23 protein-coding genes, 1 tRNA gene, 2 rRNA genes and 3 pseudogenes (1 of these 29 only partly in view) are annotated in these 26,486 nt (G+C 50.2%); 21 read left to right on the top strand and 8 right to left on the bottom strand.

Translation table 11 applies throughout. The features are described from left to right. From MMC1_RS13650 to MMC1_RS13640, 3 genes are all read left to right on the top strand, one after another. A 23S ribosomal RNA gene (locus MMC1_RS13650) occupies nt 1-150 on the top strand; it begins 2,721 nt to the left of the window's first position. A 110-nt stretch (nt 151-260) separates the two neighbouring features. Continuing rightward, a 5S ribosomal RNA gene (rrf, locus tag MMC1_RS13645) occupies nt 261-375 on the top strand. 18 nt (nt 376-393) lie between these two features. Further along, nucleotides 394-470: transfer RNA gene (locus MMC1_RS13640), tRNA-Met, on the top strand. Nucleotides 471-783: 313 nt separating this feature from the next. Here MMC1_RS13640 and MMC1_RS20320 read toward each other — a convergent pair. From MMC1_RS20320 to MMC1_RS13620, 4 genes are all read right to left on the bottom strand, one after another. Then, complete coding sequence (locus MMC1_RS20320; protein WP_011714265.1) at nt 784-2,787, bottom strand: ATP-binding protein; 2,004 nt, start codon at nt 2,785-2,787, stop codon at nt 784-786. Nucleotides 2,788-3,141: 354 nt separating this feature from the next. After that, on the bottom strand, nt 3,142-3,555 hold the full coding sequence (locus MMC1_RS13630) for a hypothetical protein (protein WP_011714264.1): 414 nt from the start codon (nt 3,553-3,555) through the stop codon (nt 3,142-3,144). Next, entirely contained in the window at nt 3,555-4,892 is a 1,338-nt protein-coding gene (locus MMC1_RS13625) for a recombinase family protein (RefSeq protein ID WP_011714263.1), read from the bottom strand. The genes MMC1_RS13630 and MMC1_RS13625 overlap by 1 nt, the downstream gene beginning before the upstream one ends. Further along, nucleotides 4,889-5,323 carry a DUF2924 domain-containing protein gene (locus MMC1_RS13620; RefSeq protein ID WP_011714262.1) on the bottom strand — a complete coding sequence of 145 codons (435 nt, stop codon included), beginning with the start codon at nt 5,321-5,323 and terminating at the stop codon, nt 4,889-4,891. Before MMC1_RS13620 ends, MMC1_RS13625 begins: the two co-directional genes overlap by 4 nt. Nucleotides 5,324-5,579: 256 nt before the next feature. Here MMC1_RS13620 and tnpA (MMC1_RS13615) point away from each other — a divergent pair, with 256 nt between their 5' ends. From tnpA (MMC1_RS13615) to tnpC (MMC1_RS13540), 16 genes and pseudogenes are all read left to right on the top strand, one after another. Further along, nucleotides 5,580-5,921 (top strand): IS66 family insertion sequence element accessory protein TnpA, encoded by a 342-nt coding sequence (gene tnpA / locus MMC1_RS13615; RefSeq protein WP_011714232.1) that lies wholly within the window; start codon nt 5,580-5,582, stop codon nt 5,919-5,921. Next, nucleotides 5,921-6,280: an IS66 family insertion sequence element accessory protein TnpB gene (gene tnpB / locus MMC1_RS13610; RefSeq protein ID WP_011714233.1), complete on the top strand. Its 360-nt coding sequence runs from the start codon at nt 5,921-5,923 to the stop codon at nt 6,278-6,280. The genes tnpA (MMC1_RS13615) and tnpB (MMC1_RS13610) overlap by 1 nt, the downstream gene beginning before the upstream one ends. A gap of 35 nt (nt 6,281-6,315) precedes the next feature. Next, nucleotides 6,316-7,896 (top strand): IS66 family transposase, encoded by a 1,581-nt coding sequence (gene tnpC / locus MMC1_RS13605; RefSeq protein ID WP_011714234.1) that lies wholly within the window; start codon nt 6,316-6,318, stop codon nt 7,894-7,896. 244 nt (nt 7,897-8,140) lie between these two features. After that, the gene (locus MMC1_RS13600; RefSeq protein ID WP_011714260.1) at nt 8,141-8,527 is read left to right on the top strand and encodes a helix-turn-helix domain-containing protein; all 387 of its coding nucleotides are present in this window, start codon (nt 8,141-8,143) and stop codon (nt 8,525-8,527) included. A 1-nt stretch (nt 8,528) separates the two neighbouring features. Further along, nucleotides 8,529-9,179, top strand: coding sequence for an ImmA/IrrE family metallo-endopeptidase (locus tag MMC1_RS13595; RefSeq protein ID WP_011714259.1), 651 nt, complete (start codon nt 8,529-8,531; stop codon nt 9,177-9,179). A 74-nt stretch (nt 9,180-9,253) separates the two neighbouring features. After that, nucleotides 9,254-10,495, top strand: coding sequence for a hypothetical protein (locus tag MMC1_RS13590; RefSeq protein ID WP_011714258.1), 1,242 nt, complete (start codon nt 9,254-9,256; stop codon nt 10,493-10,495). Then, nucleotides 10,492-11,601: a hypothetical protein gene (locus MMC1_RS13585; protein ID WP_011714215.1), complete on the top strand. Its 1,110-nt coding sequence runs from the start codon at nt 10,492-10,494 to the stop codon at nt 11,599-11,601. The genes MMC1_RS13590 and MMC1_RS13585 overlap by 4 nt, the downstream gene beginning before the upstream one ends. A gap of 265 nt (nt 11,602-11,866) precedes the next feature. Further along, a complete protein-coding gene (locus MMC1_RS13580; RefSeq protein ID WP_011714257.1) occupies nt 11,867-12,520 on the top strand; it encodes a sigma-70 RNA polymerase sigma factor region 4 domain-containing protein in 654 nt (217 codons plus the stop codon). Between the two features lie 16 nt (nt 12,521-12,536). Continuing rightward, a complete protein-coding gene (locus tag MMC1_RS21310; protein ID WP_227665235.1) occupies nt 12,537-13,307 on the top strand; it encodes a hypothetical protein in 771 nt (256 codons plus the stop codon). Next, complete coding sequence (locus MMC1_RS13570) at nt 13,304-14,206, top strand: ATP-binding protein (protein WP_011714255.1); 903 nt, start codon at nt 13,304-13,306, stop codon at nt 14,204-14,206. Before MMC1_RS21310 ends, MMC1_RS13570 begins: the two co-directional genes overlap by 4 nt. A gap of 5 nt (nt 14,207-14,211) precedes the next feature. Beyond that, nucleotides 14,212-14,859: a hypothetical protein gene (locus MMC1_RS13565; protein WP_011714254.1), complete on the top strand. Its 648-nt coding sequence runs from the start codon at nt 14,212-14,214 to the stop codon at nt 14,857-14,859. A gap of 11 nt (nt 14,860-14,870) precedes the next feature. Next, nucleotides 14,871-15,536, top strand: coding sequence for a hypothetical protein (locus MMC1_RS20315; RefSeq protein ID WP_011714253.1), 666 nt, complete (start codon nt 14,871-14,873; stop codon nt 15,534-15,536). Then, nucleotides 15,533-16,669: pseudogene (locus MMC1_RS13555) on the top strand (DEAD/DEAH box helicase); the annotation flags it as partial. The gene MMC1_RS20315 and the pseudogene MMC1_RS13555, both read left to right, overlap by 4 nt. Nucleotides 16,670-16,752: 83 nt before the next feature. Beyond that, a complete protein-coding gene (gene tnpA / locus MMC1_RS13550) occupies nt 16,753-17,103 on the top strand; it encodes an IS66 family insertion sequence element accessory protein TnpA (protein ID WP_011714226.1) in 351 nt (116 codons plus the stop codon). Beyond that, nucleotides 17,100-17,459, top strand: a complete 360-nt coding sequence (gene tnpB / locus MMC1_RS13545) for an IS66 family insertion sequence element accessory protein TnpB (protein ID WP_011714225.1) — start codon at nt 17,100-17,102, stop codon at nt 17,457-17,459. Before tnpA (MMC1_RS13550) ends, tnpB (MMC1_RS13545) begins: the two co-directional genes overlap by 4 nt. Before the next feature lie 34 nt (nt 17,460-17,493). Further along, a complete protein-coding gene (gene tnpC, locus MMC1_RS13540) occupies nt 17,494-19,041 on the top strand; it encodes an IS66 family transposase (protein ID WP_011714224.1) in 1,548 nt (515 codons plus the stop codon). An 87-nt stretch (nt 19,042-19,128) separates the two neighbouring features. On the opposite strand, the gene tnpA (MMC1_RS13535) is transcribed toward tnpC (MMC1_RS13540), so the two are convergent. The 3 genes from tnpA (MMC1_RS13535) to MMC1_RS13525 all read right to left on the bottom strand — a co-directional run bounded on the left by tnpA (MMC1_RS13535) (nt 19,129) and on the right by MMC1_RS13525 (nt 23,892). Beyond that, entirely contained in the window at nt 19,129-19,419 is a 291-nt protein-coding gene (tnpA, locus tag MMC1_RS13535) for an IS66 family insertion sequence element accessory protein TnpA (RefSeq protein ID WP_011714251.1), read from the bottom strand. 278 nt (nt 19,420-19,697) lie between these two features. Continuing rightward, nucleotides 19,698-22,691 carry a hybrid sensor histidine kinase/response regulator gene (locus tag MMC1_RS20310; protein ID WP_011714250.1) on the bottom strand — a complete coding sequence of 998 codons (2,994 nt, stop codon included), beginning with the start codon at nt 22,689-22,691 and terminating at the stop codon, nt 19,698-19,700. Nucleotides 22,692-22,698: 7 nt separating this feature from the next. Next, nucleotides 22,699-23,892: an ABC transporter substrate-binding protein gene (locus tag MMC1_RS13525; protein WP_011714249.1), complete on the bottom strand. Its 1,194-nt coding sequence runs from the start codon at nt 23,890-23,892 to the stop codon at nt 22,699-22,701. A 242-nt stretch (nt 23,893-24,134) separates the two neighbouring features. Between MMC1_RS13525 and MMC1_RS22595 the strand changes: the two are divergent. Continuing rightward, a pseudogene (locus MMC1_RS22595) lies at nt 24,135-24,323 on the top strand (IS6 family transposase); the annotation flags it as partial. Nucleotides 24,324-25,088: 765 nt separating this feature from the next. Then, nucleotides 25,089-25,247: pseudogene (locus tag MMC1_RS21965) on the top strand (IS66 family transposase); the annotation flags it as partial. Between the two features lie 30 nt (nt 25,248-25,277). On the opposite strand, the gene MMC1_RS13515 reads toward MMC1_RS21965, so the two are convergent. Next, nucleotides 25,278-26,437 (bottom strand): IS3 family transposase gene (locus MMC1_RS13515; RefSeq protein WP_085987177.1). Its coding sequence is split into 2 segments (ribosomal slippage): nt 25,278-26,185 and nt 26,185-26,437, totalling 1,161 coding nucleotides; the frame shifts between segments, so codons are not numbered across the junction. Nucleotides 26,438-26,486 lie beyond the last annotated feature (49 nt).

The raw sequence follows: 26,486 nt of genomic DNA, 5'->3' as shown, positions 1-26,486 counted from the left end.
TAACCGCTGAAAGCATCTAAGCGGGAAACCCACCTCAAGATGAATTTTCCCTATGAGATCCGTGGAAGACCACCACGTTGATAGGCAGGATGTGGAAGTGGGGTAACCCATGCAGCTAACCTGTACTAATCGATCCACTGACTTCTATATATACCACAGCCGCAGCCCATTCCCCTCAGTTGTCCAACTCACCCGGTTAAACCCGGTTCGGACCAAACATATCGGCCCCCTCTATGGTGATGGCCCTCAAGATAAGGATTTCCGGTAGAGATAGCGAGGGAGTCACACCCGATCCCATCCCGAACTCGGAAGTTAAGCCCCTTAGCGCCGATGATACTGCGTCTTAAGACGTGGGAAAGTAGGACACCGCCGGAAATCCTTATACTATTTTGACGCGGGATGGAGCAGCCCGGTAGCTCGTCGGGCTCATAACCCGAAGGTCGGGGGTTCAAATCCCTCTCCCGCAACCAATAACCCTGATTCGGAAACGAGTCGGGGTTTTTTGTTGCCTGAAATTCATTAACGTTTCCAATGGTTAGCGCTTGGCCCTGATTCTCTGTTTCTCCTCTCTCTGACCCGATATTCTCTCTTCTCCGCCATATTCTCCAAAAGCCGAGGACTTTGACAGGTCGGTCTTCAGATCTGAGGACCTCAGAGAATCAATAGGTTACACGTTCTCCACTCTTCAGCTTTTCGAAACCGGCTTGCTGGAGGGAGTAAGACCTAATAGAAAAAATTGTGTGATGGATACAAAAGCTTTATTGTATAGCATGCCAGATAAAATCAGAGCGCATGGTTATCAATGATGTCGATTAAGCGCGCTTTTTTGATTGGTTTGGTAAGATGAAAATTACAGCCAGCATCAATAGATTTTTTTTCATCCTCGAGCATAACATGTGCCGTCAGAGCAATTATCGGAACATTTCTATTCGATTGTTGAGTTAACTCCCAGGCTCTAATAGCCCTTGTGGCAGATAGTCCATCCATAACCGGCATTTGAATATCCATAAAAATGATATCAAAATGTTTTTCTTTGACCAGTGTTAGGGCTTCTTTACCGTTTTCTGCCGTTGTTAGTGCATGGGGATATCTGCGTAAGTATGCTTGAATCAATGATCGATTATCCTCAGAATCATCTACGAGAAGAATTCGTTTAGCTGGCTTGTTTGCTGTCGAATCAGCACAGATTTTTTGTCGTTCCCATTGCCGTCTATCTACTGCAGGGCTAGCTATTGAATTATCTGAGGAACTATTTAATAAGTGATTCTGCGGAGGATCTGTTTCCGGTAATGGCAAATCAAAAGTAAAGGTGCTACCGGTTCCTTCATGGCTTTCAACAGAAAGATTTCCTTGCATTTGAACGATCAAGCTCTGAGTGATAGCTAGTCCTAAACCTGTGCCGCCGAATTTTCTAGTGATAGAAGAGTCTGCTTGTTGAAATGGAAGAAAGATCTTTTCTTGCAAAGATGATGGTATGCCAATACCCGTATCACTTACAGAAAAGCTTAGCCGATCATTTTCAAGCGCCGATACCGTTAAAGTCACTCCACCACAGGAAGTAAACTTAACCGCATTGCCTAGCAAATTGAATAAAACCTGTCTAAGCCTGTGAATGTCGCCTTTCACAAATGATGGCAAGGCGTTTTTCACCTCGACTTTTAGATATAAGCCCTTCTTAGAAGCTCCCTGCTCGAACATTCCCACTGTATTGTTTAACAAATTTTGTAATGAAAATATATTTTCTTCAATTAACATGCTGCCTGATTCAATTTTAGATAGGTGAAGAATATCATTTATTAATAATAGAAGATTATCTCCAGCGCTTGTCAGTATGTTTAATTGTCGTTTATGTTCAAAATCTGTTATCTCTTCTTGAAGAAGTTCACCTAGTCCAATTATCGCATTCAAGGGAGTACGAATCTCATGGCTTATATTTGCAATGAACAGACTTTTTTCTTTGTTTAAAATTTCTGCTGCTATTATCTGAGATTCTTTTTCGATCAGTATTTCTCTGTTTAACTTTTCTTGGGCAATGGCTGCTTTGCTAAATTTTGAATAAACTATTTTAAATAAAGAAATGCTTATTAGAGAAGAAAAGATGAAGCTCGTAGCAAATAGTGTATTTAATAGGCTTTTTGCAAGTCGACCTAATTCACCAAGAACAAGTGAGAAATTGTTTTCAAGCTTGGTTGCGTTATTATCTATCAGTTTTATTTGTTTTAATATGTTTGGTGAAACAGTGTTTTTTCCGTTTATATTGTGAGTGTATTGAATTTTTTCTGCTAAATCCTGCAGCTTGAAAATCTCTTTATCACCTAGCTCCCAAATACGGATTGCCTCTTTTATATGTTCTAGCCAGCTAAGGTGAACAATAATCAAGCTCATAGTGCGAATATCATTCGAGTGAACTCCTGAAGCTTTAAGGTTATGGGAAGCAATTTCAAAGTTTGGTGGACTTTCCTGTAACGCATTTCTCGCTTTTCTCATATACATAATTGGAATTAGTGCTTGTTGAAACTTCTCGTAATCCAGAGCGTCTCCTGTAGCAGAATAACTGATCAGTTGAATGACAGCAGATTTTTGATTCTTAGACCACGTGCCTTCAGCCTTCACCAAACCGCGTAAGCCTGACATTAACTCCAGGCCCGAAAAGCTGAAGAAAGAAAAAAGCAAGAAAATAAACAGAAGCTGGATAATATAAATGTATGCAGACTGCCTGGGATTTTTGGGTAGCCCTTTGATCGTTTTATCTGACTGATTAGTTGATTTCACAGCTATCCCCGCCATTAGCAGCTACATGCAGATGCGTGTTACTAAATCTTAGCGGTTTGAGCGGAGAGAGTCCATAATATACGTCGTGGGTCAGTTTTGTATTGTAGGTGAGGGACGCTAAATAACAGAGTCTGTTAAAGAATCATTAGCCGGGCCAGGGCTCTTTGGGCTTTTTTTGGGGAGGGTAGAAAGGTGATTGCTGGTCAATGGCGTCCAGGGCGTTGGCCATCATGGCTGGGTTGGTCTGCATAGCTTCCTCCTTTTTTTGGAGTGTTTTTTATGAGAGAGCTATGGTGCAGTAGAGGGTAAGGCAGGGTCAATGAAGAGAAAACGGGTGTACAATAACGCCCTTTGTAGCCAGTTGTTTTTCTATCCTTTGGGTTGGGGGAAGCCCAAAGCCTCACGCTGCTGTGGCCATTCATCGGAGAAGCCACGCATAAGATCCGAAAGGGCCAGTGATTTTGGCTGACGGCCTTCTGTAATGGCTTCCACGATATCGGGGGCCAACTGAGTCAGTCGAATGGTTTTGTTCATGAAGGCAGAATCGATTTTTTCACGAGAGGCTAGCTCTTTGGCAGAGCGTACCTTGCCAGTCTCAATCTCTTTTTGCCATTTGAAGGCCCGAGCCAGGGCACGAACCATCGCTTCATCTTGCTTGGGCTTGAGGAAAGGTAGCTTCACCCCGTCGGGGATGATGATCTGCCGACGTGAACCTCTGCGTTTCAGGTCGATGGGCATGGTAATGATGATGGTCTTCTTGTCGTCGGTGAGTTTCATGTCCATTATGCGGCCTCCTGTGTGTTGAGTTCATCTACCAAACTGGTGAGCCCTTCCACCCGGAGGTGCACCTGAAGCTGTTCATTGGAGAGCATCACCTTCCTAACCAGCAGCTGGAGCAGCCTAGCCTGTTCAAGAGGGAAGAGCTCCTCCCATACCGGCTCTAGGTTTTGAAGGGTAGTGATGATGCTATTCTCAGTGCAATTGGACTCTGCGGTGTCGTTGGCAGTTTGCCAAGTTTTGGCGACCAACTCCGGTGAGCGGATCATGTTCTCGATATGGCACAGCACCAGTTCCTCGATCTCACCGGCCGCGATGTTGCCCATGGGACAGGCATCGTAGCTTTTCTTGATGGCAGTGGTGCAGGTATAGTAGCGGTACATCTTCCCCTTCTTGCGGGTGTAGGTGGTGGTCATGGCCCGACCACAATGTTCACAAGTAATGATGCCCTTGAGGGGGAAGGGGGTGTCGGCGCGTGTTTTGGTTGAGCGGGGCCGCTTGTTCTGGTTCAATACTGATTGCGCTTTCTCCCATTGGCGCAGGGTGATAATAGGATCGTGCTCACCGGGGTAGGTCTCCCCTTTGGTGACCACTTCTCCCAGGTAGGTGAGGTTGCCCAAGATGCGGTAGAGATAGCCCTTATCGATAGGCTTGCCTTCACGGACCCGCCCTGTTTTTGCGGTATAGGACTTGGTGTGCAGGCCCTGTTCAGCAAGCTCTTTTACCAACAGGGTAGTGGACCCAGTTTTGGCGAATCGGTCGTAGATGTGACGGACCAGATCCGCCTCCTTCTGATTGATCACCAGTTTGCGGTTCTCAACGTCATAGCCCAGGGGAGGGTGGCCACCCATCCACATGCCCTTTTTACGGGAAGCCGCCAGTTTGTCCCGGATCCGCTCGGATGCCACCTCTCGCTCGAACTGCGCAAACGAGAGCAACACGTTGAGGGTGAGCCGCCCCATGGAAGTTGTGGTATTGAAGCTCTGGGTGATGGAGACGAAGGTGACGTTGTGCTGATCGAAGAGCTCCACCATCTTGGTGAAATCTACCAAGGAACGGGAAAGCCTATCTATTTTATACACGCAAACACAGTCAATGCGGCCAGCTTTGATGTCGTTTAAAAGCTGATTGAGGGCAGGGCGGTTCATGTTCCCACCAGAAAATCCGCCATCTGAATAATGGTCAGGAACCAGTGTCCAACCCTCTGCTTTCTGGGAAATAATATAGCTCTCGCAGCTTTCGCGTTGGGCGTCCAAACTATTGAATTGCTGCTCTAATCCTTCTTCTGTGCTCTTGCGGGTGTAGATGGCGCAGCGGATCTTTTTGGTTGGTTTATTCTTCATTTCTTACCTCCAAGCCAGAAAATTTTCCCGTTCCACCGGGTGCCAGTAACGGCCCGGGCCGCTGCGGAGAGGCTCTTGAACTTGCGCCCCTGGTATTCAAAGCCGTCATCCAGCACCGTGCAGCTGTGTTCGACTCCCTTCCACTCTCTTACCAACCGTGTGCCAGCCACCGGCAGGCCGTCATTGCGTATGGGGTTGGGGGTTCGGTCCATGGTCTTCTCTTCAGCAGCCAGTGCCTCCAGTTTGGCCTTGGTAGTTTCGGACAGTCCGCCCCAAGCCAGCTCCTGGATGCGGTAAGCCAACCCCCGGATCAGATAGGTGCGGTTATAAGGTGGGGCACTGCTCTTACAGAGGTTCTGCCACATCTCCTTGAGCTCATCGGTGGACTTCTCAGGCAGCGCAGCCACCCGCTTCAAAACGTCACTGGTCATGGTGTTCATCTCCTTGTTTTTGTGGGATGCTTTGGTCACCATATACGCTCTGTTCGGAAACGGAGTCCAGAGGTTTCTGCTGTTTATTCAAGGATGTGCGACTGTTTCTTTTCTCCAAGAAACGCAGTACGCCGTTGGCTAAAATTTCTGCGATTTCGTCCAAGCGTTCTTCCGTAAGCGTCCATTTCTCCCCAGGATTCAGTTTGTTTTGAAGGTGTGTCAAGCTTTCTGAGATACAAATTTTCAGGAGGCTAAAATGACGGACAAATCAATCGACGGATCTGGGTTGAGCGAGAAGCAGCAGTACTGGCTTGCTCATTTGCATACTTGCCGTTTGGAAGCTGGTACCATTAAGGGGTATGCCGAAGCCAATGGTCTGAGCCTTCCATCGTTGTACTTTTGGAAGCGCAAGCTGACGCAAATGGGGTTTCTAGAAGAGTCAGGATCGGGCAAGCGACGTTTTCAGCGATTGGAATTGAGTTCGACGTCTCCAGCAGGGGTCTGCCGGATTCAGTTCCCAAATGGTATGACGGTGGAGTGGTCAGGGAATGGTGGCGAGAGCTTGCTCTCTGTCCTGCGATCTGTGGCAGCCTTGTGATGATGCGCCCATCGCCGGATATTTCTGTCGTCCATCTCTGTTTGGAGCCGGTGGATTTCAGGAAGGGGATCAACGGACTGGCTGCATTGGTGGAGGCAGAACTGGAATTGAATCCCTTTGATGAGGCTCTGTTCGTGTTTCGCAATCGATCATTGGACAAGGTGAAAATCCTTTATTGGGAACAGAATGGGTTCTGTCTGTGGCAAAAGCGGCTGGAAAAGGACCGATTTCACTGGTTGCGTCAGGGAGGTACCGCCGAAATCCAGATCACGGGGCGGCAGCTGAATTGGCTACTTGATGGCTACAACCTAGCGGCAATGAAGGGCCACAATAAACTGCATTTTTCTTCGATTGTATAGAGAGTTAAGGTGGTTTTTTTGGTATAATTCCGGGTATGAAAACGCTACCAAAGACACTCCCTGATGACCCTGCCGCTTTGCGGGAAATAATACTTTCCTTGCAGGCTGAAAATGTCTTTTTACAGGACAAAAGCAAGCGTATGGAGCATGAAGCCCAGCTTCTGAGGGAGAAGCTGAATATTCTCATTGCCAAGCGGTTTGGGCGTTCCAGTGAGAAGAGCGATCCCCGCCAGTTGGGTCTGTTCGATGAGGCAGAAGTGACGGCTGCCGAGGAACCTGAAGAGGATGCCGAAGAGATCCAGGTTCCTGCCCATAGCCGCAAAGCGAAGTCCAAAGGACGCAAGCCGTTACCAGAGTGGTTGCCTCGGGTAGATATCCTTCATGAGCTGCCTGAGTCGGCATTGGTTTGTGGCCTGGATGGTCACCATTTGGTCGAGATTGGCCGTGAGACCAGCGAGCAACTGGATATTATTCCGGCCAAGGTGCAGGTGTTGCGGCACATCCAGATCAAATATGGCTGTCCTCATTGCAAACAGGGCGTGAAGACGGCCCCTGCACCCAAACGTCCCATTCCCAAGGCGTTGGCTACAGCTGCTCTATTGGCCCATGTGGCGGTATCCAAGTATGCCGATGGGTTACCGCTCTATCGACAGGGCTCCATTCTGACCCGTGCAGGGATTGCTGTCTGTCGAACCACGCTGGCCAATTGGATGATCCAGTGCGGCCAACTGGTGCAGCCGTTGATCAATCTGATGCGGGACAAGATGCTGGATTACGATATCCTGCAGATGGATGAAACAACGGTTCAAGTGCTTAAGGAAAAAGATAAAGTTGCAGCCAGTAACTCCTATATGTGGGTACAGCGAGGTGGTCCTCCGGGTAGTCCGGTGATTTTGTTTGATTACGATCCCACACGCGGTGCCGAGGTTCCGAAACGGCTGTTGGCGGGCTATAAAGGCTGGCTGCAAACGGATGGGTATGCAGGTTATCTGGGTGTGGGTGCGCAGGAAGATGTGATCCTGATGGGGTGTTTTGCGCATGCCCGTCGTCAATTTGACGAGGCGATCAAAGCGTTGGGAAAATCCAAAAAAGGCAAGATGGGCAAGGCTGGGCAGGCACTGTCGCTGATCCGGAAACTGTACGCAGTGGAAAAAGATCTGCGTGAGGAAGAGGCTACTCCAGAGCGACGTTACAAGGTGCGCCAGGAGCGTTCCCGCCCCATTATCGATGAGTTAAAAACCTGGCTGGAAGATAATCGAGCAGGGGTGTTACCGAAAAGCAAACTCGGCGAAGCGATGGGATATCTGACCAATCAGTGGTCCTCTCTGATTCGATATTTGGATGATGGACGCCTGGAAATTGACAACAATAGAGCCGAGAATGCCATTCGCCCCTTTGTGATTGGCAGGAAAAATTGGCTCTTCAGCAACTCTGTTCGAGGTGCAAGGGCCTCGGCAAACCTCTACAGTTTGATCGAAACGGCCAAAGCCAATGGTTGGGAGCCCTTCGAGTATTTTACAAAGGTCTTTGAGGGCCTCGCCACAGCGCAAACCGTGGATGAGTTCGACCTGTTGCTCCCGTGGAATTTGAAATCTGCTGCTGAACCGACAGGGTAGTTGATGGGGAGAAATGGGCGCTTACCGTTCTTCCGCTGTTAGGAGGTCTGGATGGATGCCCCTCATGCTTTATCTCCCGGAATATTCAGGTGGGGACGATCAAAGCCCCTTTCTCATATATACTCCGAAAAATCTGCAATCGTCCCATGCCTGGGCAATTTTCACTTTGTGATTGACAGCAGATAGTCGCGATGTTTACCATCAACTAAACGAAAGCACATTGAAGTGCATTGGGAGAAGTTACATGCCAGGCAACCCGCAGTTCGGAATGTTCATTAGAAGCATGCGTGAGGAGAAGAAAAAGCGAGACCCCGCTTACTCCTTACGCAAGTTTGCAGAAGCCGCTGGAATCAGCGCCACCTTTATGAGCAAGGTGGAGAATGGTGAATTTGATCCGCCTGCACCGGATAAAATCAAAAAGATGGCGGAGCTTCTGGAGGTTAATTCTGATGAGCTCCTGGCAATGGCCGGGAAGGTAGATCCTGACCTGTCGGGTATTATTCGTGATCAGCCCAGAGCGATGGCAGACTTTTTAAGGACTGCACGAGATCTGAATCTTGGCCGAAAAGAGATAGAGGCGTTAACAGATAAGCTTCGTGCAGAGCGATGCCTGGATCCAAGCGAGGAGTAGGATGAGGGTTCCCTATCTTCATAAGGCGGATATTGAGGCGGCAGCCAATGAGCTGCTTATGAGCTACCATTACAAGTTTGGAATGGAAGAGGCTCCGCCTGTGCCTGTAGAGGAAATCCTGGAATCCTTGTTGGGGTTGGCTTTGGAGTTTGACGATCTTGATGCCCTGCTTAATAAAAAGGGGGTGCTGGGTGCGACTTGGGTGAATGAGCGTCGTGTGGTGATCAATGAGATGTTGGATCCAACAGAGGATCCATCTGTGGAGGGGCGCTACCGTTTCACTCTGGCCCATGAACTGGGTCACTGGCAGTTGCATCGCCACCTGAGTTTTGGTGAGGATGGGCAGACCATTTTATGCCGTTCGAAATCCAAGAAGGATCCCATGGAGTGGCAGGCGGATTGTTTTGCTGGCTATCTGCTGATGCCCAAGAAGGATGTGATCCGTTCATGGGAAGAGGTGTTTGGTACCCATGATCCCTATGACGCATCGGAAGAGCTCTACAATATGCAGAGCCGCTTTGATGAGGCTGGTGAAGCGTCAGAGGAGGGGTTAGTGGTTGATCTGGCCAGGGATCTGGCCGAAGTGTTTCAGGTATCCGGTTTGGCGATGCAGATTCGCCTCGTTGATATGGGGTTGCTGAAGCTGCGATAGGGCACACATATATTTTTTGTTTGCGAGGTTTAGTGTTCATTAAACAATAATAAAAGCAGAGATAGGAGAGGTCCATGGGCACCATAGAGGAAGTGCTTGAGCGGGCGGCTGCGCCTAAAGTAGAGTTTTGGGATGATGAGCTGGAGATCGGTCTGCAGCATTTGCTTCCCGAATTGGAATCTGAACGGTCCATGGCGGAGTGGGTGGACAAACTAACTGGGCGTCAACTTGCCATGCTGTGTCGCTGCACCCATACCATCACCAGGGACTCGTTACCTGATCGTCGAGAGGCGCTGAAGGCTCTGGGTGAGGTGTTATCCCCTTACCGGCTAGTTGATCACTTTGCCTACCGCAAATCTAAGGTGGCCATTACCGAGTATGCCATGGCGACGTTAGATCAGCGAACCCTTCGTGACTGCCAGATCAACGATACCACGTATGACACCAAATCGCTGCTGTTTGCGCTATTTAGCCAGAATCCCAATGGGCTTAAGGATTTGTTCCTACTGGATAAACTGCAGAAAAGTGGCTTTGCCTGTATGCAGTTGTCTGGTCCAACGGATTGTAAGCATGATATGCCGTTTGAAGGGTTTCTGCAGCCAGAGCGTATCTGTGAGATTCTGACTGAATACGACCTCAAGAAGGATGATCAGCGTACTTGTGACTTCAAGGGCATGCTGGTAGAGGATGGCCGCCCCATGCTGTTCATCCGCCGTGCTGAAAAGCCAAGCAAGATTGTGCAGAAGGTGGGCATTGTCCACGGCTTTCATCCAGAATGGATCATCCTGGATTTTGAAGCCAACGCCCGTGGAGTAAGGATATCATCCTCCAGTCCTTCTGTTCCCCTTGAGATCGCCAATAGGATCGCGACCGCCTATTTCAGACAAGGTTGTAAATATGAGAACTTGAGGCTGGGCGACGAGGTAAGCCAGATCAAACGCTTTTTTGAGCAGTTGGTAAGGGGCACCCCCTATGGGCTGTCATTGGTTGAGCTTCAACTGCAAGCCTCTCCCTTCAAAGGGGAGGGAAAGCTGCGCCTGCGGGATGACAAATCCATCAGCCGCCCTGTAGCGCATCTTCAACATGTGTTCGGAAATGTCTTTACCCCCTTTGATAATATTGACTACATCCAGGTGCTCTATCAGGGTAAACGGGTGCGGATGCAGTTTGAATCGATTCTGGGGTGTGATGACATGTTCACTGTGCGCTATTCGGATCAGCACCTGTCCATCCGTGAACGGGTCGCTTTTGAAAAGCTGCTCTCTTCACGTTTTGGCTTCCACATGGTCTCCATTGAGAAGAAGCACAGATCATGAAGATGCTGATGCTTGAAAGCGGCTGGAGTGTGGATCGCCCATCGGACGCGCTTTTATTGGAAGTGGCCAAGTTGGAAGAGATGGGGGTGATCACATCAGATCTTTACACCTACGTCCTCTGTTCCAATCCTGAGGATCGTGACTACCCCCCGCCAAATCATCTATGTAGTGGCAGAGTCCGCTTGGTGGATAGCCTGGATGAGGGGGCAGATGATTACCGCTGCCCGGAGTGCAATCATCCGGTCTATCCTGAGTATGACGAGAAACAGACCTTTCAGGAGCTGTGCTATCGGGTGGATCAGGAGGGGGCACTCTCCTTTCTGCAAGAAGAGATTGAGGCCATCGGCTCCATGCGTGCCCTGACGGACGGAGTCTATCGATGTGACCATGCCGATGGCGAGGTGATTGTCTGCGTGGTTGAGGTGTGTGAGCATCCCAAGTACCTCTCACGGGACTATGTGGCCTCAACGCCGACGGTGGTGGTTGCTCTGCATGACCGCAATGCTGAGCTGCGGCTTCTTGAAGAGCCCTGGTTGATCAAGACATCACTATCACAGTTGATACGAGGGGATCAGGACCTTGCCTCATTGATGCGTGATGCCTTGCATGCGCAGCCACCTGTGTTGACGCATACCTCGGTGCCGATCTACAACAAAGTGATTACACCCCTTTATCATCATCCCCCCGAACAGGTCGACTCTGATGTCCAGTTTCAGGTGGCGTTCAATGGTGAGCAGATCTTGATCAATGGTATCGAAGCTACGGGGGCCAAAGCTACAGCCCAGTTGAAGATCTTTGGCATCCTCTGGCGGCAGTTTCTCAAAGATGTGATGGGGAACAAACCAGCTGACGAGCATCAGATCATCACGGCTGACAAACTTACTGATGCGTTTCAGAGTGAGAATGCCGATGAGGTGGTTGATGCCGTTACGGTACGGCGCTATCTCAATCGTCTACGCAAAATGATGATGGAGCTGATCCGAAAACAGCTGGGTCTACCTATCATGCAGGACAGTATCATTGAAAACCTCAAAAACCGGCGAGGCCAACAGGGATACCGAATCAACCCTCATATGGTCCTGATTAGAGCACCGCAGTCCCGCTGAACCTCATCTACAATCAAATCACCCCCCCTATGCTCAGGCCAGTTGGTCTGAGTTTTTTTTATCCGCTTTTCCACCCTCTGATTTTGGGGATGAATACACCCAACTGTCTCACCATTTTTTAAAGTGTCTCACTGTGCTTTATAAGGCATTGAAAAATAGAGGGCGAAAAACTGCATCTGTCTCGCAAAAATTTCAAGTGACCTCAAAAAACCGTTTCCAACACGGGATAATTGTCTCCAACAACAACGCAGAAACGGAGGCGACCATGTTATCCAACAACAGCTACAACGGCCTGGATCCGCAAGCGATCAAGCTGATCCGCTACAAGGCCAATCAATTGGCAGAGATGCCCTGCTTCAGAGCTTGGGACGCAGAAGATGTCGAGCAGGAACTGGCAATCGCATCTCATCTGAGTGAATCAAATTTTGATGCCGATCTCAGCACCAAACGGACATTCCTGAACAAGGTGATACAAAACCGCTGCGCAACCATGGTGAACAAGGCATCTGCCCCTCACCGATTCCCAGGTGATGACTCACTCTCGTGGGAGACCCTGACCGATCTGGATCGTGAAGGGGCTATCGGTCATGTGGGAAGCCTCGAGGGTCCAGATGCGGTAGAGCTTCGCCTCGATTTTCACCATCACTATCAGCGCCTACCCGATATGCAGAAGCGTCTGTGCAATCTGCTTCCCTATTACGGTACCCACGTGCTTTCAAAAAAGATGGGGTGCAGTAAAACCACATTATATCGGCATATTGCCGACCTGAGACGCTCGTTCTGTCAGTTTGGTTTTCCAAAAAAAACGCGGCCTCGTGGGACGATTTCAACAAGAGCTGAGTATATATCAGATAAGGGGGTGCGTCACAAAAAACACACCACACAAACGGGGGGACAGGGCCATGGAAGCGGAAATTGATCTTTGGCGTGCGGTATTGGCTCAAGCCATCAGCGACACCACCAAGCTTCTGGAAAAAGGGAAGAAGAAGCCAAAGCTTTGGAACGACCACCTGTTTCGAATGGATGTGAGGCATTTGCGGCGGTGGTTTCTCAGTCAATCCAAAGAGCCAGGTAGTTTTCGATTCGTTTGTGAGGTTCTGGATTTAGACCATGCACGAGCCCTTGGCCGAATTCAAGAGCAGTTTTTACAGCACATGGTGCTTCCACGGTGGAAGCCCGAACCCAAAGAAGAAAAGAAGGAGAAAACAGTCATGAACACAAAGATGAATCCCACTTTGAGTGAGTTACACAGCATGCCCATAGGCGAACTGGCAGAACTCTCTCCTGAACAGTTGGCCAATCTGCAACAACAGGCGGCAAAAGCTGTGGAGTCGGCCAAGTTGACCAAGGAGTTTCTAGAAGGCGTCATCTCACGTCGTTACGCAGATAAAGCTGATCTTCTGCGCAAAGAGGCTGGTAAGGACTTTGGCACGGTGCGCTTTATTGACGGCGATGTGCAGGTAACGGCAGAGCTTCCAAAACGCCCGCATTGGGATCAAAAGCGCCTTTCAGATTTGTTTGACCGGATCCGCAAGGCGGGTGAAGACCCTCAAGAATACATGGATGTTGATTATAAAGTGCCGGAATCCAAGTTCAAAGCCTGGCCTTCCCAGATTCGCAGCGCTTTTGAAGGGGCACGCACCGTCAAGGCTGGCAAGCCCACCTTCAAACTGTCGGTGAAGGATGAGCAGGAGATCGCGGCATGAGCGGCCTCCCCATCATTAGCGCCGACCAGCGCATGGCGGAGCAACGGGGCATCAAGGGGGTAATTCTGGGCCCCAGCGGCATCGGCAAGACCTCGCTGCTATGGTCCGTCGATCCGAGTTCCACCCTGTTCTTCGACCTGGAGGCCGGCGACCTGGCCGTGGAGGGGTGGCCCGGGGATACCATCCGCCCACGCACCTGGGACGAGTGCCGCAACTTTGCAGTGTTCATTGGCGGCCCCAACCCTGCGCTGAGGGATGATCAGCACTACAGTCAGGCGCACTACAACGCTGTTTTACAGAAGTATGGCGACCCCGGGGTCATGGCCAAGTACCAGAGCATTTTCGTGGACAGCATCACCGTGGCTGGGCGGCTCTGCTTCCAATGGTGCAAGGGACAGCCCCAGGCGTTCTCGGAGAAAACCGGAAAACCAGATTTGCGGGGCGCTTACGGGCTGCACGGCCAGGAGATGATCGCCTGGATCACCCACCTCCAGCATACCCGGGGCAAGAACGTCTGGTTCGTCGGCATCCTTGATGAGAAGACCGACGACTTCAATCGGCGTTACTACACCCCGCAGATTGAAGGATCAAAAACCGGTCTGGAACTGCCCGGTATTGTAGATCAGGTGATCAGCATGGTGGAGGTCAAACCCGAGGAGGGTCCGTCTTATCGAGCCTTCATCTGCCAGACACTCAATCCATGGGGATACCCGGCTAAAGACAGAAGTGGTCGCCTCACCATGGTGGAGGAGCCCCATCTGGGTCGCCTCATGGAGAAAATACATCAACCCGGCAAACCGGCAGCGGAAAGGCTTAGCTTCGCCCGCCCTGAGAAAGTGACCGAAGCCGCCCCCGCCACCGGCGCCCCCGTCGACATGGCAATGAACACAGGAGCATGACCATCATGGATAACAACTGGAACGATTTCAACAACGCTGAGAGTCAGCAAAGTTTTGACCTGATTCCCAAAGGGACCATTGCGCCGGTGCGCATGACCATCAAGCCAGGCGGTTATGATGACCCCAACCGGGGTTGGACAGGTGGGTATGCTACGCGTAATGCCGACACTGGGGCTGTTTTCCTCAAGGTAGAATATGTCATCACTGAGGGCAAATACGCCAAACGGAAGGTGTGGAGTAACATCGGCTTATTCAGCCAGAAGGGCCCGGAATGGGGCAATATGGGGCGCTCTTTTATTCGCGCGATCCTCAACTCTTCCCGTGGCCTCAAGGATAAGGACAACACCCCTCAAGCCCAACAGGCCCGGCGCATTAATGGACTGGCTGACCTGGATGGGCTTGAGTTCTTGGCCAAAATCGATGTGGAAAAGGATCAGAGGGACGATTCGGATAAGAACACCATCAAGTTCGCCATCACTCCTGATCACAAGGAGTACCAGGGATTCAGCGGTGGCGGTTCATCCGCACCGGCAGCGCCTCCTGCACCGGCCAACCAGGGGTGGCAACAACCTGCTCAACAACAAGCACCTCAACAGCCGCAGCAGCAGGCTACTTCCACACCCCCTACCCAAACGCCCAGTTGGGCGCAGTAAGGGGGTGAAAGATGGCTAAGCTAAATATGGTGGGAAAAGTGATCGGGCGTCTTGTCGTCCATTCACCTTTCATCACATCCAAACCAGGAAGGCATTGGGAATGCCGTTGCGAGTGTGGATTTGAATCCATCCAGAGCACCTCGAAGCTGAATGAAGCAGTCAAGAAAGGAAAGAATATCGGCTGCAAATGCGCGCGTGAGGCTTCTATTGCTAAAGCGCACGCAGAATATATGCAGAAAGTTAAGGATCGTGGGGGTCCACTACCACGCCAACTCAAAGATATGTACGACAATATGCAGAAGAGGTGCTATAGGCCAGAAACCAATCGGTATGAACGATATGGAGGGCGTGGCATCAAGATGTGCGACAAGTGGCGTACAAACCGTAGAGCTTTCTATGCGTGGGCAATAGAACAAGGCTGGGAGCAGGGACTCTCCATCGACCGTATCGATGTGGATGGTAATTACACCCCTGAAAATTGCCGTTTCATACCAATCGAAAGGCAAACCAGCAATACGTCCAGAAATCGGTTTTTGGAGTGGAATGGCAAAAGTCAGATTGTTTCTGACTGGGCGCGGGAGCTTGGGGTTCGACCCCAAGCATTACAACACCGTGTTGGCCGTGGTTGGGATCTCCATCGCATGTTCACACAACCATTTAGGAGGGCCAAACAATGATCCTCCGTCCACGTCAGGAGATCTTTGTTAGCAGATCGGTCGATGCCCTTTACGAACATGGTGACACATTGGCTGTTGGTCCTACCGGCATGGGCAAGAGCATATGCCTTTCAGCTGTTGTTGGTCGTGTGATTTCCAAAAGTGGTGGGAAAGCCTGTGTCTTGGCTCATCGGGACGAACTTACCCAGCAGAATGTGATGAAATTCACTAAGGTTAATCCAGGGCTTTCCACCTCTGTAGTGGATGCCCGTGGCAAATCGTGGCGCGGGCGCGCCACCTTTGCCATGGTGCCCACTCTTGCCCGGCAGAAAAACCTGGATGCCATGCCAGATCTGGATTTGCTGGTAATTGATGAGGCCCACCATGCGGTGGCCAACAGTTACACCCGCATTATTGATTCGGCTAGAGGAATAAACCCAAACTGCATGATTTATGGTCTGACTGCCACCAGTGGTCGTGGTGATAAAAAGGCTCTCAGACCGATCTTTTCTAATGTTGCTGACCAAGTGCGGCTTGGCGAATTGATCCAGTCTGGCCATCTGGTTAAACCCCGTACATTCGTTGTCGATGTAGGCACTCAGGATGCGTTGAAAAGCGTACGGAAGACAGCAGACGACTTTGATATGGCCGAGGTGTCCCAGATCATGAACAAGGCCCCGGTTACCGAGGCCGTTATCAAACATTGGAAGGAAAAAGCCGGCACCCGAAAGACCATCGTATTCTGCTCCACCGTGGATCATGCCCAGAACGTTACAGATGCTTTCAACAATGCGGATGTGGAAGCGGTGATGGTCCATGGAGAACTCTCCACCGCAGAGCGCAAAGCTGCCTTGGCTCGGTTTGAAAAGGGCTCGGCCATGGTGGTTGTGAACGTGGCGGTTCTCACAGAAGGATACGATCATCCACCCACATCCTGCGTAGTTCTGCTTCGGCCAAGCTCGTACAAATCCACCATGATCCAGATGGTGGGACGCGGGCTGCGCACCGTAGATCCTGCCCTGTTTCCTGGGCTGGTCAAGACCGACTGTATTGTCCTGGATTTCGGCACTTCATCTATCCTTCACGGCTCCCTGGAGCAGGACGTTAACCTGGATGGAAAGGAGATCCTGGGAGCGGCTCCCACCAAGGAGTGTCGTAAGCGGTCAATAGAGCCCAGGGTTCCCACGAACCACACATTGCCGGATACTCCCTGAAACCACAATTCAGGGAGGCAATCATGAGCAAGACATCTCAAAAACATCTCAGGCAAGAGCATATCAAATTTTGGCATAATCACCTTGAAGCGCAGCGTTTGTCAGGGATGAGCGTGCGTGTGTATGCTGGTCAGCATGGATTAGCGGCATCGACGTTTTACGAATGGCGCAAACGTCTGCTGGCCATGGGCGAAGCATTGCAATCGGAGGATGTTAGAGCAGAGCCCCTTTTTCAAAGTTTCAAGATTGAGCGCTTAGCGGAAACCACTTCAGCCTGTCAGATTCGACTCAATAATGGGGTGGTGATTGAGTGGCCAGGCGGTGAAGGAGTCGCTTTGATGTCCATTTTGCGCATGACGGCAGCGTTGTCATGATGCGCCCAGCAGCAGATCTGACAGAGGTTCATATTTGCCTGAAACCTGTAGACTTTCGCAAGGGGATCAATGGGCTGGCTGTTCTCGTTGAATCAGAGCTGGCTCTGAATCCTTTCGAGAGTGGGTTGTTTGTCTTTACCAATCGCGGGCGGGATAAAATCAAGGTTTTGTACTGGGAGCGCAATGGTTTTTGTCTCTGGCAAAAACGTCTGGAAGCTGAGCGATTCCACTGGCCTTCAGGGGATAAAGATGCTGCGCAGAAGGTTACAGGCCAGCAGTTGAACTGGCTTCTGGATGGCTACAATTTAAACCTTATGCAGCCCCATAAAAAAGTGCAATTTTCGTCAATAATATAGTGTGTTGCATGCTGATTTTCAGTATAATAACAGCATGAAAATAAAGCCTCAAACACTGCCCGATGACCCTGCCGAATTGAAGGCGCTGGTACAATCTCTTCAAGAAGAGATGAAGCTGCTGCGTGAGCAGTTGCACATCCTCATATCCAAACGCTTCGGACGCTCCAGTGAGAAATATGATCCTAATCAGCTGGGGCTGTTTGACGAAGCTGAACTCATTGGTGCGACTGCGGCGGATGATGTCGAGGAATCTGCCACGGATAAAGGGGGTGCCGCATCTGGGCATTCGCGTAAGAAACGTGGGCGCAAGCCTTTCCCTGACTGGTTAAACCGCGTCGAGGTGATTCATGAACTGCCAGAGTCGGAGCGGCGCTGTGGTGTGGATGGTTCCGAGCTGGTAGAGATTGGTCGAGAGGTCAGCGAGCAGCTGGATATCGTGCCGGCCAAGGTACAAGTCATCCGTAACATCCAGATCAAATATGGCTGTCCCCACTGCAAGTCTGGCGTAAAAACCGCCCCAGCCCCTCGCCGTCCAATCCCTAAACTGCTGGGCACAGCCGCAATGCTGGCGCATGTGGTGGTCAGTAAGTATGCCGATGGCCTGCCTCTCTACCGTCAAGGTTCGATTTTAACCCGCGCTGGTATTGATCTTCCACGTAACACTCTGGCTCATTGGATGATTCTCGCTGGACGTGAGATTCAGCCGCTCATTAACTTGATGCGGGATCAGCTTTTAGCCTATCCCATCATTCAGATGGATGAGACACCGGTTCAGGTGCTCAAAGAACCCCAAAAAATCGCCCAAAGCAAATCCTATATGTGGGTACAGAGAGGCGGTCCTCCAGATAAACCGATCATCTTGTTTCATTATGACCCCACTCGCAGCAGCAAGGTCCCTAAAGATCTGTTGGCTGACTATAAAGGCTATCTACAGACCGATGCCTATGCGGGCTATCTGGATGTTGCAGCCCAGCCAGATATTATCCATCTGGGTTGTATGAGCCATGCACGACGCAAGTTTGATGAAGCCATCAAGGCGCTGGGCACCAACAAAAACCGCAAAGCCACTCGGGCGGATGAAGCGCTGACCATGGTACAGCAGCTCTACGCCATAGAAAAAGAGCTGCGCAAGGATGAAGCCGATGCCGAAACGCGATTCAAAGTGCGTCAAGCTAAAGCCAAACCTGTCATGGCTGAGTTGAGAGTCTGGTTGGAAAAGAATCTACCCCTGACACCACCTAAAAGTGCTTTGGGAAAAGCCATGGCCTATCTGTTTACAGAGTGGCGTAAGCTTATCCGCTATCTGGATGACGGCCGCTTAGAAATCGATAACAATGCCTGTGAAAACGCCATCCGCCCCTTTGTTATCGGTCGGAAAGGGTGGCTTTTCAGCACATCTGTTAAGGGCGTTAAGGCCTCCGCCAACCTCTACAGCCTCATCGAAACCGCCAAAGCCAACGGCCTGGAGCCGTTCGCTTACTTCCAGCATCTCTTCACAAAACTCCCCTACGCCGAGCGGGTCGATGATTTTGACCGCCTACTTCCTTGGAATGTGGATAAGGCCGATCTGTCAACTTCCTGAATAACGTGCTTTATAGAGCGCTTACCATCATGACAACGCTGCCGTCATGCGCAAAATGGACATCAAAGCGACTCCTTCACCGCCTGGTCACTCAATCACCACCCCATTATTGAGTCGAATCTGACAGGCTGAAGTGGTTTCCGCTGAGCGCTCAATCTTGAAACTTTGAAAAAGGGGCTCTGCTCTAACATCCTCCGATTGCAATGCTTCGCCCATGGCCAGCAGACGTTTGCGCCATTCGTAAAACGTCGATGCCGCTAATCCATGCTGACCAGCATACACACGCACGCTTATCCCTGACAAACGCTGCGCTTCAAGGTGATTATGCCAAAATTTGATATGCTCTTGCCTGAGATGTTTTTGAGATGTCTTGCTCATAATTGCCTCCCTGAATTGTGGTTTCAGGGAGTATCCGGCAATGTGTGGTTCGTGGGAACTCTGGGCTCTATTGACCGCTTACGCTGAAAATGGGTTGGCAACATTGGATCAGAGTCACGGGGAACACTATTGAAATTAGCTCATCTGGAGGCATACAGAGGAATGTGACGTTGCTTCAGGTGGGAATGGTCGAAACTGCCACGGAAAAGTTACCATTCGTTGGACAAAAAGGTTAGCCTTGTCAGCATGAGCAAGGTTTTGACGAGGGACAGAAAAAATCACTCCCCACTCCTGGAAAATCTATCCAAGTACCCAAGTAAATCCCGTTTTTTGATCGGCTTGGTTAGATAGCTGTTACAGCCCGCCTGGATTGTCTCTTGCTGGTGCTCCTCCATAGCGTGAGCAGTGAGAGCAACGATCGTTATAGGAAAGCAGTGGTTTTCTTTCTCCCAGTCGCGGATGGCTCGGGTCGCAGTCAGACCATCCATAATAGGCATCTGAATGTCCATGAATACGAGATTGAAACTATCCTTCTTAACCGTCACCTTTCCTACGGCCTGGGCGCCATCATTGACTACGGTTACCCGATAGGGGGTGTGCTTAAGAAATGCTTGGAATAGTTCTATATTATCATGACTATCTTCAGCTAACAGGATAGAAAGACAGGTTGAGTCGGCTGAGGCATTCTCAAGCATCGGTTGATCTTTCACAATCTCCAAAGCCCGTCTGACACCTTCAAAAAATAAATGCTTGTCGTAATGATCCGAGATGAATACTACTCTCAGAGCCTCTAGGCGTTGGATGGTCTCCACTGTCTGCAGGTTACCACACAAGAGAATTGGCAGCTGCGCCATGCCTGGCAGGCCACGGATCGTGACCAAGTTGGCCTCTGTGGACGGAGCAAGCCGGTCTTTTTCGTGGTGAATGAGCAGAAAATCCACACCGCCATCCTCTCGTGACCTACGCACGGACATTTCCAACTGCTCAAGATTCCCAAAGCTCTTAATACTGGCTCCGATACTGACTAAACCCTCCTCAAAAAAGTGATGGTGGATTACATGATCGTGGATTACCAAGGCACTTTGTCCGGTAAGGAGACGCGAGAAGTTTTGGGCCGTGGATTCCTCTGCCAGATCTAGATTTACTTGCGCTGTAAAGGTACTACCGTGATCCGCACGGCTATGCACAGTGATCTTACCGCCCATCTTATGAATTAAGCTTTGGCAAATGGACAATCCCAGACCAGTACCACCATGGGTCCGTGTGATGTAGGTTCCAGCCTGCTCAAACGGGCGAAAAACCTTTTCTTGATCAGCATCTGAAATGCCTATCCCTGTATCTACCACATGGAAAGCTAATTGCACCTGCTTGTCTGCGATCTGTTCAGAATGAGCCAACAAAGCGACTGTCCCAGTATCAGTGAATTTGATCGCGTTACCCAAAAGGTTAATCAACACTTGGCGTAAGCGGGTTGGGTCTCCGATCAGACTATCTGGGGTCGTTTCGCTGGCGTTAACCAGCAAATAAAGGCCTTTCTCCTTACATTTATAGGCCAGCAACTTATGAAGATCCCCCATCATTTCTCGAACTGAAAAGACACGCTGTTCCAGCTCTATATGGCCAGCCTCAAACTTGGAAATATCCAGGATGTCATTGATCACCTGGAGTAAGTTCTCGCCTGCGGAGGTAAACATGCGTACATAGCGGGACTGGTCTGCATCAAGTTCAGTCTCTGCCAGCAATTCCGCTGTACCCAGAATAGCATTCATGGGGGTACGGATCTCATGGCTCATGGTGGCAAGAAAGATGCTCTTGGCTTGATAGGCCTTTTCCGCCATATCTCGGGCAGCTACCATCTCTGCCTCCAGGCGTTTACGGTCAGTAATATCTCGGGCTAGCCAGAGTGTGTGTTGCACGTAGTCAATCTCAAGGAACCCTGCCCACACCTCCACCTCCAGATCTTGGCCATCTGCTGTGTGTAAACGGGTCTCGAAAGTGACGTGGGATGGGTTCTCTGCGTTATCGCCATCGTGATTGGGTATAGTCAGAGTGGAGTTTGGGGCCAATAGTTGGTCTTGCGTGTAATTCAGCAGCGTCACCCGACGATAGCCAAGTAGCTTCTCAGCGGCAGAGTTCGCCTCAACCACTCGTCCGTCAAGATCGAAGATCAAGAGGCTTTCTCCCGCTTGGTCAACCACCCCACGGTACTTCTCGCGTTCTAGCTGCATTTGGCGAGCGCTTTTCTTAGCTAACTCCCCATAGGCACTCTCCAAACGTTCTAGCACGGCATTGAACGCCTCTGCCACTTGGCGCACTTCATCCTCGCCTTGAACTTTGAGACGGCCAAATGAGGCTCCAGAGAGATTTAATCCTCTCAGTTCACGCGCCACTTCATTTAACCGACGGTTTAGCCACGTAACCAACAACCAAGCGCTTAAGATTGCTATTCCAATCCAGGCTAAGCCCAGCATTAAGAAATCTTGGCGTTTATTGGCCATTGCAGTTTGAAAGTAGTCATCGGTGGTGAACAAAACCACATCGGCTGTGAACCGTATATTTCCCTGATGCTGTTCGTCCAGGCGCAGAATTCGGCTGATGCTTGTGCGTCTACTTTTGCCAACTGTCAGGGTTATGGGTTTATTGTGGCCTAAAGCATGGAAGGTCATGCCCAGGCCAGTAATCTGCCGGGAATGCTCCCAGAAAGAATGGATTTGTTTGTGATCCAGCAGGTCACTTATGCGTATTTGTAGGATCAACGCACCTTCTGCCATGCCTGTGTTGGCGTAAATAACGGGCTCCATCATTATCATGTACAAGCTACCGCCGTCCACAGGATGCACATGTGTCAGTGGCTGAGTAGTTTGGATGGCTGCTCCTATTAGCTCTGTCTCAAGTAAAAGAGGGAGTTGTGGTTGGCTGCTCACCACCTCTCGGCCCAAAAAATTGGTGAGGCTCAGACGCGCCGGGACGCCGCCTATTGTCTGAATGCCAGAGAAAAAGGTGGGGAGATAGATTTCTCGCCCCTTATCATCGGCCAATGCATTAGCAACAAGAGAGTTGGATGCTAGTGCCCTGAGTTGATCACGAATCTCAAAAATTCGACTCTGCAGCGTCCAACTGAAATGTTCAGCTGTATCCTCTAGGGCCAAGTTGCGGTTGTGGATGGCATCATTTTCCAGCAGGTGTTGGGATTGCCACGTGATGGCAATGATGAATGCACTAGCTAGTAGCCCCACCGCGAGAGCGGCTTTGTGCGTAGTCCGCCACAGCATAGCGGTCTTAATGCGCAGAGGTGATGGGTACTATGGTATTGCCCTGGAAGCGCGCCATAAACACATCCTCTAATTTAAGACCATTATGATCCTCTGCAGGAAATGGGTGGTCATAGTTACGCACCAAACCAGCGTAGTCGCGTACCTGTTCCAAGGCATCTCTTACAGCCACCCGATCAATACTTCCAGCCAAATTGATAGCTCGAGCCAGAATGTGCACCAGATCATAAGCGTGGGCAAACCCGACTGGCGAATCCATCTTAGCAGGGTCTTTGATACCCAACTTGTCGTGTAGCAAGGTCACCACACGAGTTAAGGCCGGCCCCTGGGAGCGCAGCATGCTGAAAGTCTGCACCACAGAAAAATCCACGGCTTGCAAGGCTGGGCCACACGCTTCCACAAAGGCCCCTCCTGTCACGCCCCAGTGACTGATTATAGGCAGGCGTTCTGCCTGTGGGCGCGAGGACACATGGCGAACTATGATCGATCCTTCCAAATCGTTGGCTACCATCACCAGTGCCTGCGCTCCAGAGTCCAATACGGCCTGATAAGCGGCAGAGAAGTCCTTCTCTCCCCAGTTGTACCAGTGGATGAGCGTAATCTGGGTTTCCGGGTGCTTTTTAATGTAGCGTTCAGCTGCATTGGTATTGCTACGTCCCCAACCAGTGTTGGGCACCAGCAAGGCGACCTTATCGGAACCTTTACTGGCAGCGTATTGTAGCATTATTGGCATGGCATACTTGTCGCGTAAGGAAATACGGAAGCTGTAACTGGGCGATTGCGCATGGTCAGTGATACCATCAGCCGAGCCCCAGGCGTCCAGCAGGGGGATTGGCAGATGATGTACTAGTTCGAGTTGTTGCAGAAGTACTGGACTAAAACGCCCGCCTACTACTGCCACCAAGTTGGGATCAGCAGCAAATTTTTTTAGGTTTTCGATGCCACGTGCAGGTACCGAGCGGTTGTCAGCAGTTACCAAGGCCAAGGGCCTCCCGCCCAGAACGCCGCCCGCAGTGTTAATCTCATCAATGGCTAAGCGTAAACCCATTTCAATGGATTGGGCAGAGGTACTGTTTTTGAGTCCATACGCACCGTCGAAGCCAATACGCACTGATTCCATTGCCGACACGCCCCCAATGCCAGCAAAAAAGGCAAAGCACAGGGCTGCCAGTCCTCGCTTAAACCAGTTGTACTTGACCATGATATTCCGCCCTCTTGTCCGAATGTTTAACAATGGCTTGCGTTTCTTTAGCTTTGCCTAAACATACTTTGCAAGTGAATATCTTTTTTATACACTTAAAAGGGTGTTTTAGCCATATCAATCCTGCCCCTCCTTAGTGCGGCCTGTCAAGGTCGTATAACCTTCCAGAAAAGGAGATCTCCAGTGCCGACACGGCACTGTCAGGTTGACGAACGCCTGCTAACACGTGGTAAAATCCAGCCATGGAAAACACGCCCTCACTCTGTCAAGGTTACCGCTATCCTGGCGAGATTATCAGCCATGCTGTTTGGTTGTACCATCGCTTCACCCTGAGTTTCTGCAATGTTGAGGAAATCCCGGCCAGCCGTGGTGTGAATGTCCCCCACGAATCCATAAGACAGTGGTGCCTGCACTTTAGGCAGGACTATGCGATCACATCAGGTTCGGACCTCATGACCTCGGCTGTAACCGCCACCCGGCTCTCCAGATCCCTATCCTCCGACACCTCGACGACGCTGAGGCAGGATTCTTGAGGGAATAAAGGCATTCCGCTGTATGCTCATGCCCAGGGTCCTGCACCAGCTTGGCCTGGGCTTCATCCTCGACGCAGATTAGTCGCTTATCCAGATCCTTTAGATCCAGAAAAGTGCTGTGCCGACACCCTAGAAAGCCATCCAAGTCAGAGGCTGCAAACAGGGTATGTCCCTCATGCTTCCTCATGAATGACTTTCCTCAGAAAGGCCATAGGCGCTGTTTACCTCATCAGCATTGATCAAAACAATCTGCTGATGTTTAGGTTGGCGGACGTTGGGATCAATAACTGGCCTGCCTCAATCTTGGACAGATCAAGAGTAACCGTTCAGAGACCCCTCGTTCAGTGAGGATGTTCACTGTTTGAGAAGGAATTAACTGCTGGGGCTGGCACCAATTTTGTTTGATCTTGGCAAAGAATATCCTTGACACGATTTTCGTCGAAAACGTGAAATCTCAAAAGGAGAGTGCGATCCGATCTGTTTTGCCCATCAAAGCCTTGAGGGGGAATTGTGGCGGGTTTTCAGCTGTAGGCCCACCCCGGAGACGAGCGTATTTTTACACTGGCTCCAATGGGGCGCAGAAGCTCAAAAATCTCTTCCTGGAAACTCGTGTTATTATGTTCATATTGATTCATTCACCGGCGATGATATGGCGCACGAACTATGAAACTTTCGGATCACGACCTGCTCCAGATTGATGAGGAATATCTCTCCTCGCTATCGTCTGCAGAATTGCTGGCCGTCAGCCGGAAAATGTTGGAGGATCTTAAGGAATCTCGTGAGCGTTTGAACCGGACACCTAATAACAGCTCCCAGCCGCCCTGATCTGGCAACACTAAAACGGACAGTTTTTTACGCGGACTTGAGCCACTCTGTTTCGTACTGAGAAGGACTCATATAGCCGATGGATGAATGCTTGCGCTTTCGGTTATAAAAAGCCTCTATATATTCAAAGATTGCCTGTTTAGCCTCATCTCGCGTCTTGAAGTCACAGGATGACACGAGCTCAACTTTGAGAGTGTGGAAAAAGCTTTCTGCTGGTGCGTTGTCCCAACAGTTGCCACGACGACTCATACTCTGTGTATAGCCTCTCTTATCCAGATATTTTCTAAAGAGTTCAGACGCATATTGGCTACCACGATCACTGTGAACAATCAGACCGGCCTCTGGGCGGCGCTTGAAAAAGGCCATGCGTAAAGCGTCTGTTACCAGTTCTGCTTTCATATGGTCTGCCATAGACCAACCGACAACAGCTCTGGAATAAAGGTCAATCCAAACAGCTAGATAGAGCCAACCCCCCTTGGTCGGAATATATGTAATGTCACCAACATAGGCGTTATCAGGGCGTTCCGTATCGAATTGACGATCAAGAAGGTTAGGCGCTATAGGCAGTGCGTGATTTGAATCTGTCGTTACAACCTTATAACGCTTCTGAGCTTTACAAACCAAGCCAAGCTTCCTCTTGATTCTGGAGACGCGTCGGCGACTCACTCGTACACCATGCTCATTTAACTCTTTGCGTATACGCCGTGTTCCATAGATTGATCGACTCACCTTGAAAATCTCTGCTATCCACTCTTCAAGCAGTTGATTCTCTTCAGCCTTACTCGTGCTGGCTCGATTAAGCCAGCCATAATATCCACGACGAGAAACATCCAGAACACGGCATAAAGACTCGACAGAGTAGCTTTTGCTATGAGCTTGAATAAAGGCGTACCTCACGGAAGGGATCTCGCGAAGTACGCACACGCCTTTTTTAATATCGCCTGCTCCTCCTCAAGCTGAGCTAGCTTCTTTTTAAGGCGCTTATTTTCTTCTTTCACTTCTAATATTTCATTTTTATCTCTGAATGTTAGCTTCTCATCAGATCGCTTTCTCCAGTTGTAGATATTCTTAGCTGATATGCCAAACTCCTCAGCGATCACTGGTATGGGCTTGTCAGAGCTCTCTACCATTTTGAGCACCTGCTCTTTGAACTCTGGGGCAAAACTTTTAGGACTTCTTCTGCTCATGGGACACCTTTCTGAATGAGGTCTCATTTTCCCTCATTTTTTGTGTCCG

This window comes from Magnetococcus marinus MC-1, from assembly GCF_000014865.1.
GTDB lineage: Bacteria > Pseudomonadota > Magnetococcia > Magnetococcales > Magnetococcaceae > Magnetococcus > Magnetococcus marinus.
The sequence above is the reverse complement of the archived record's forward strand: the minus strand, read 5'-3'. Positions and strand labels throughout refer to the sequence as shown.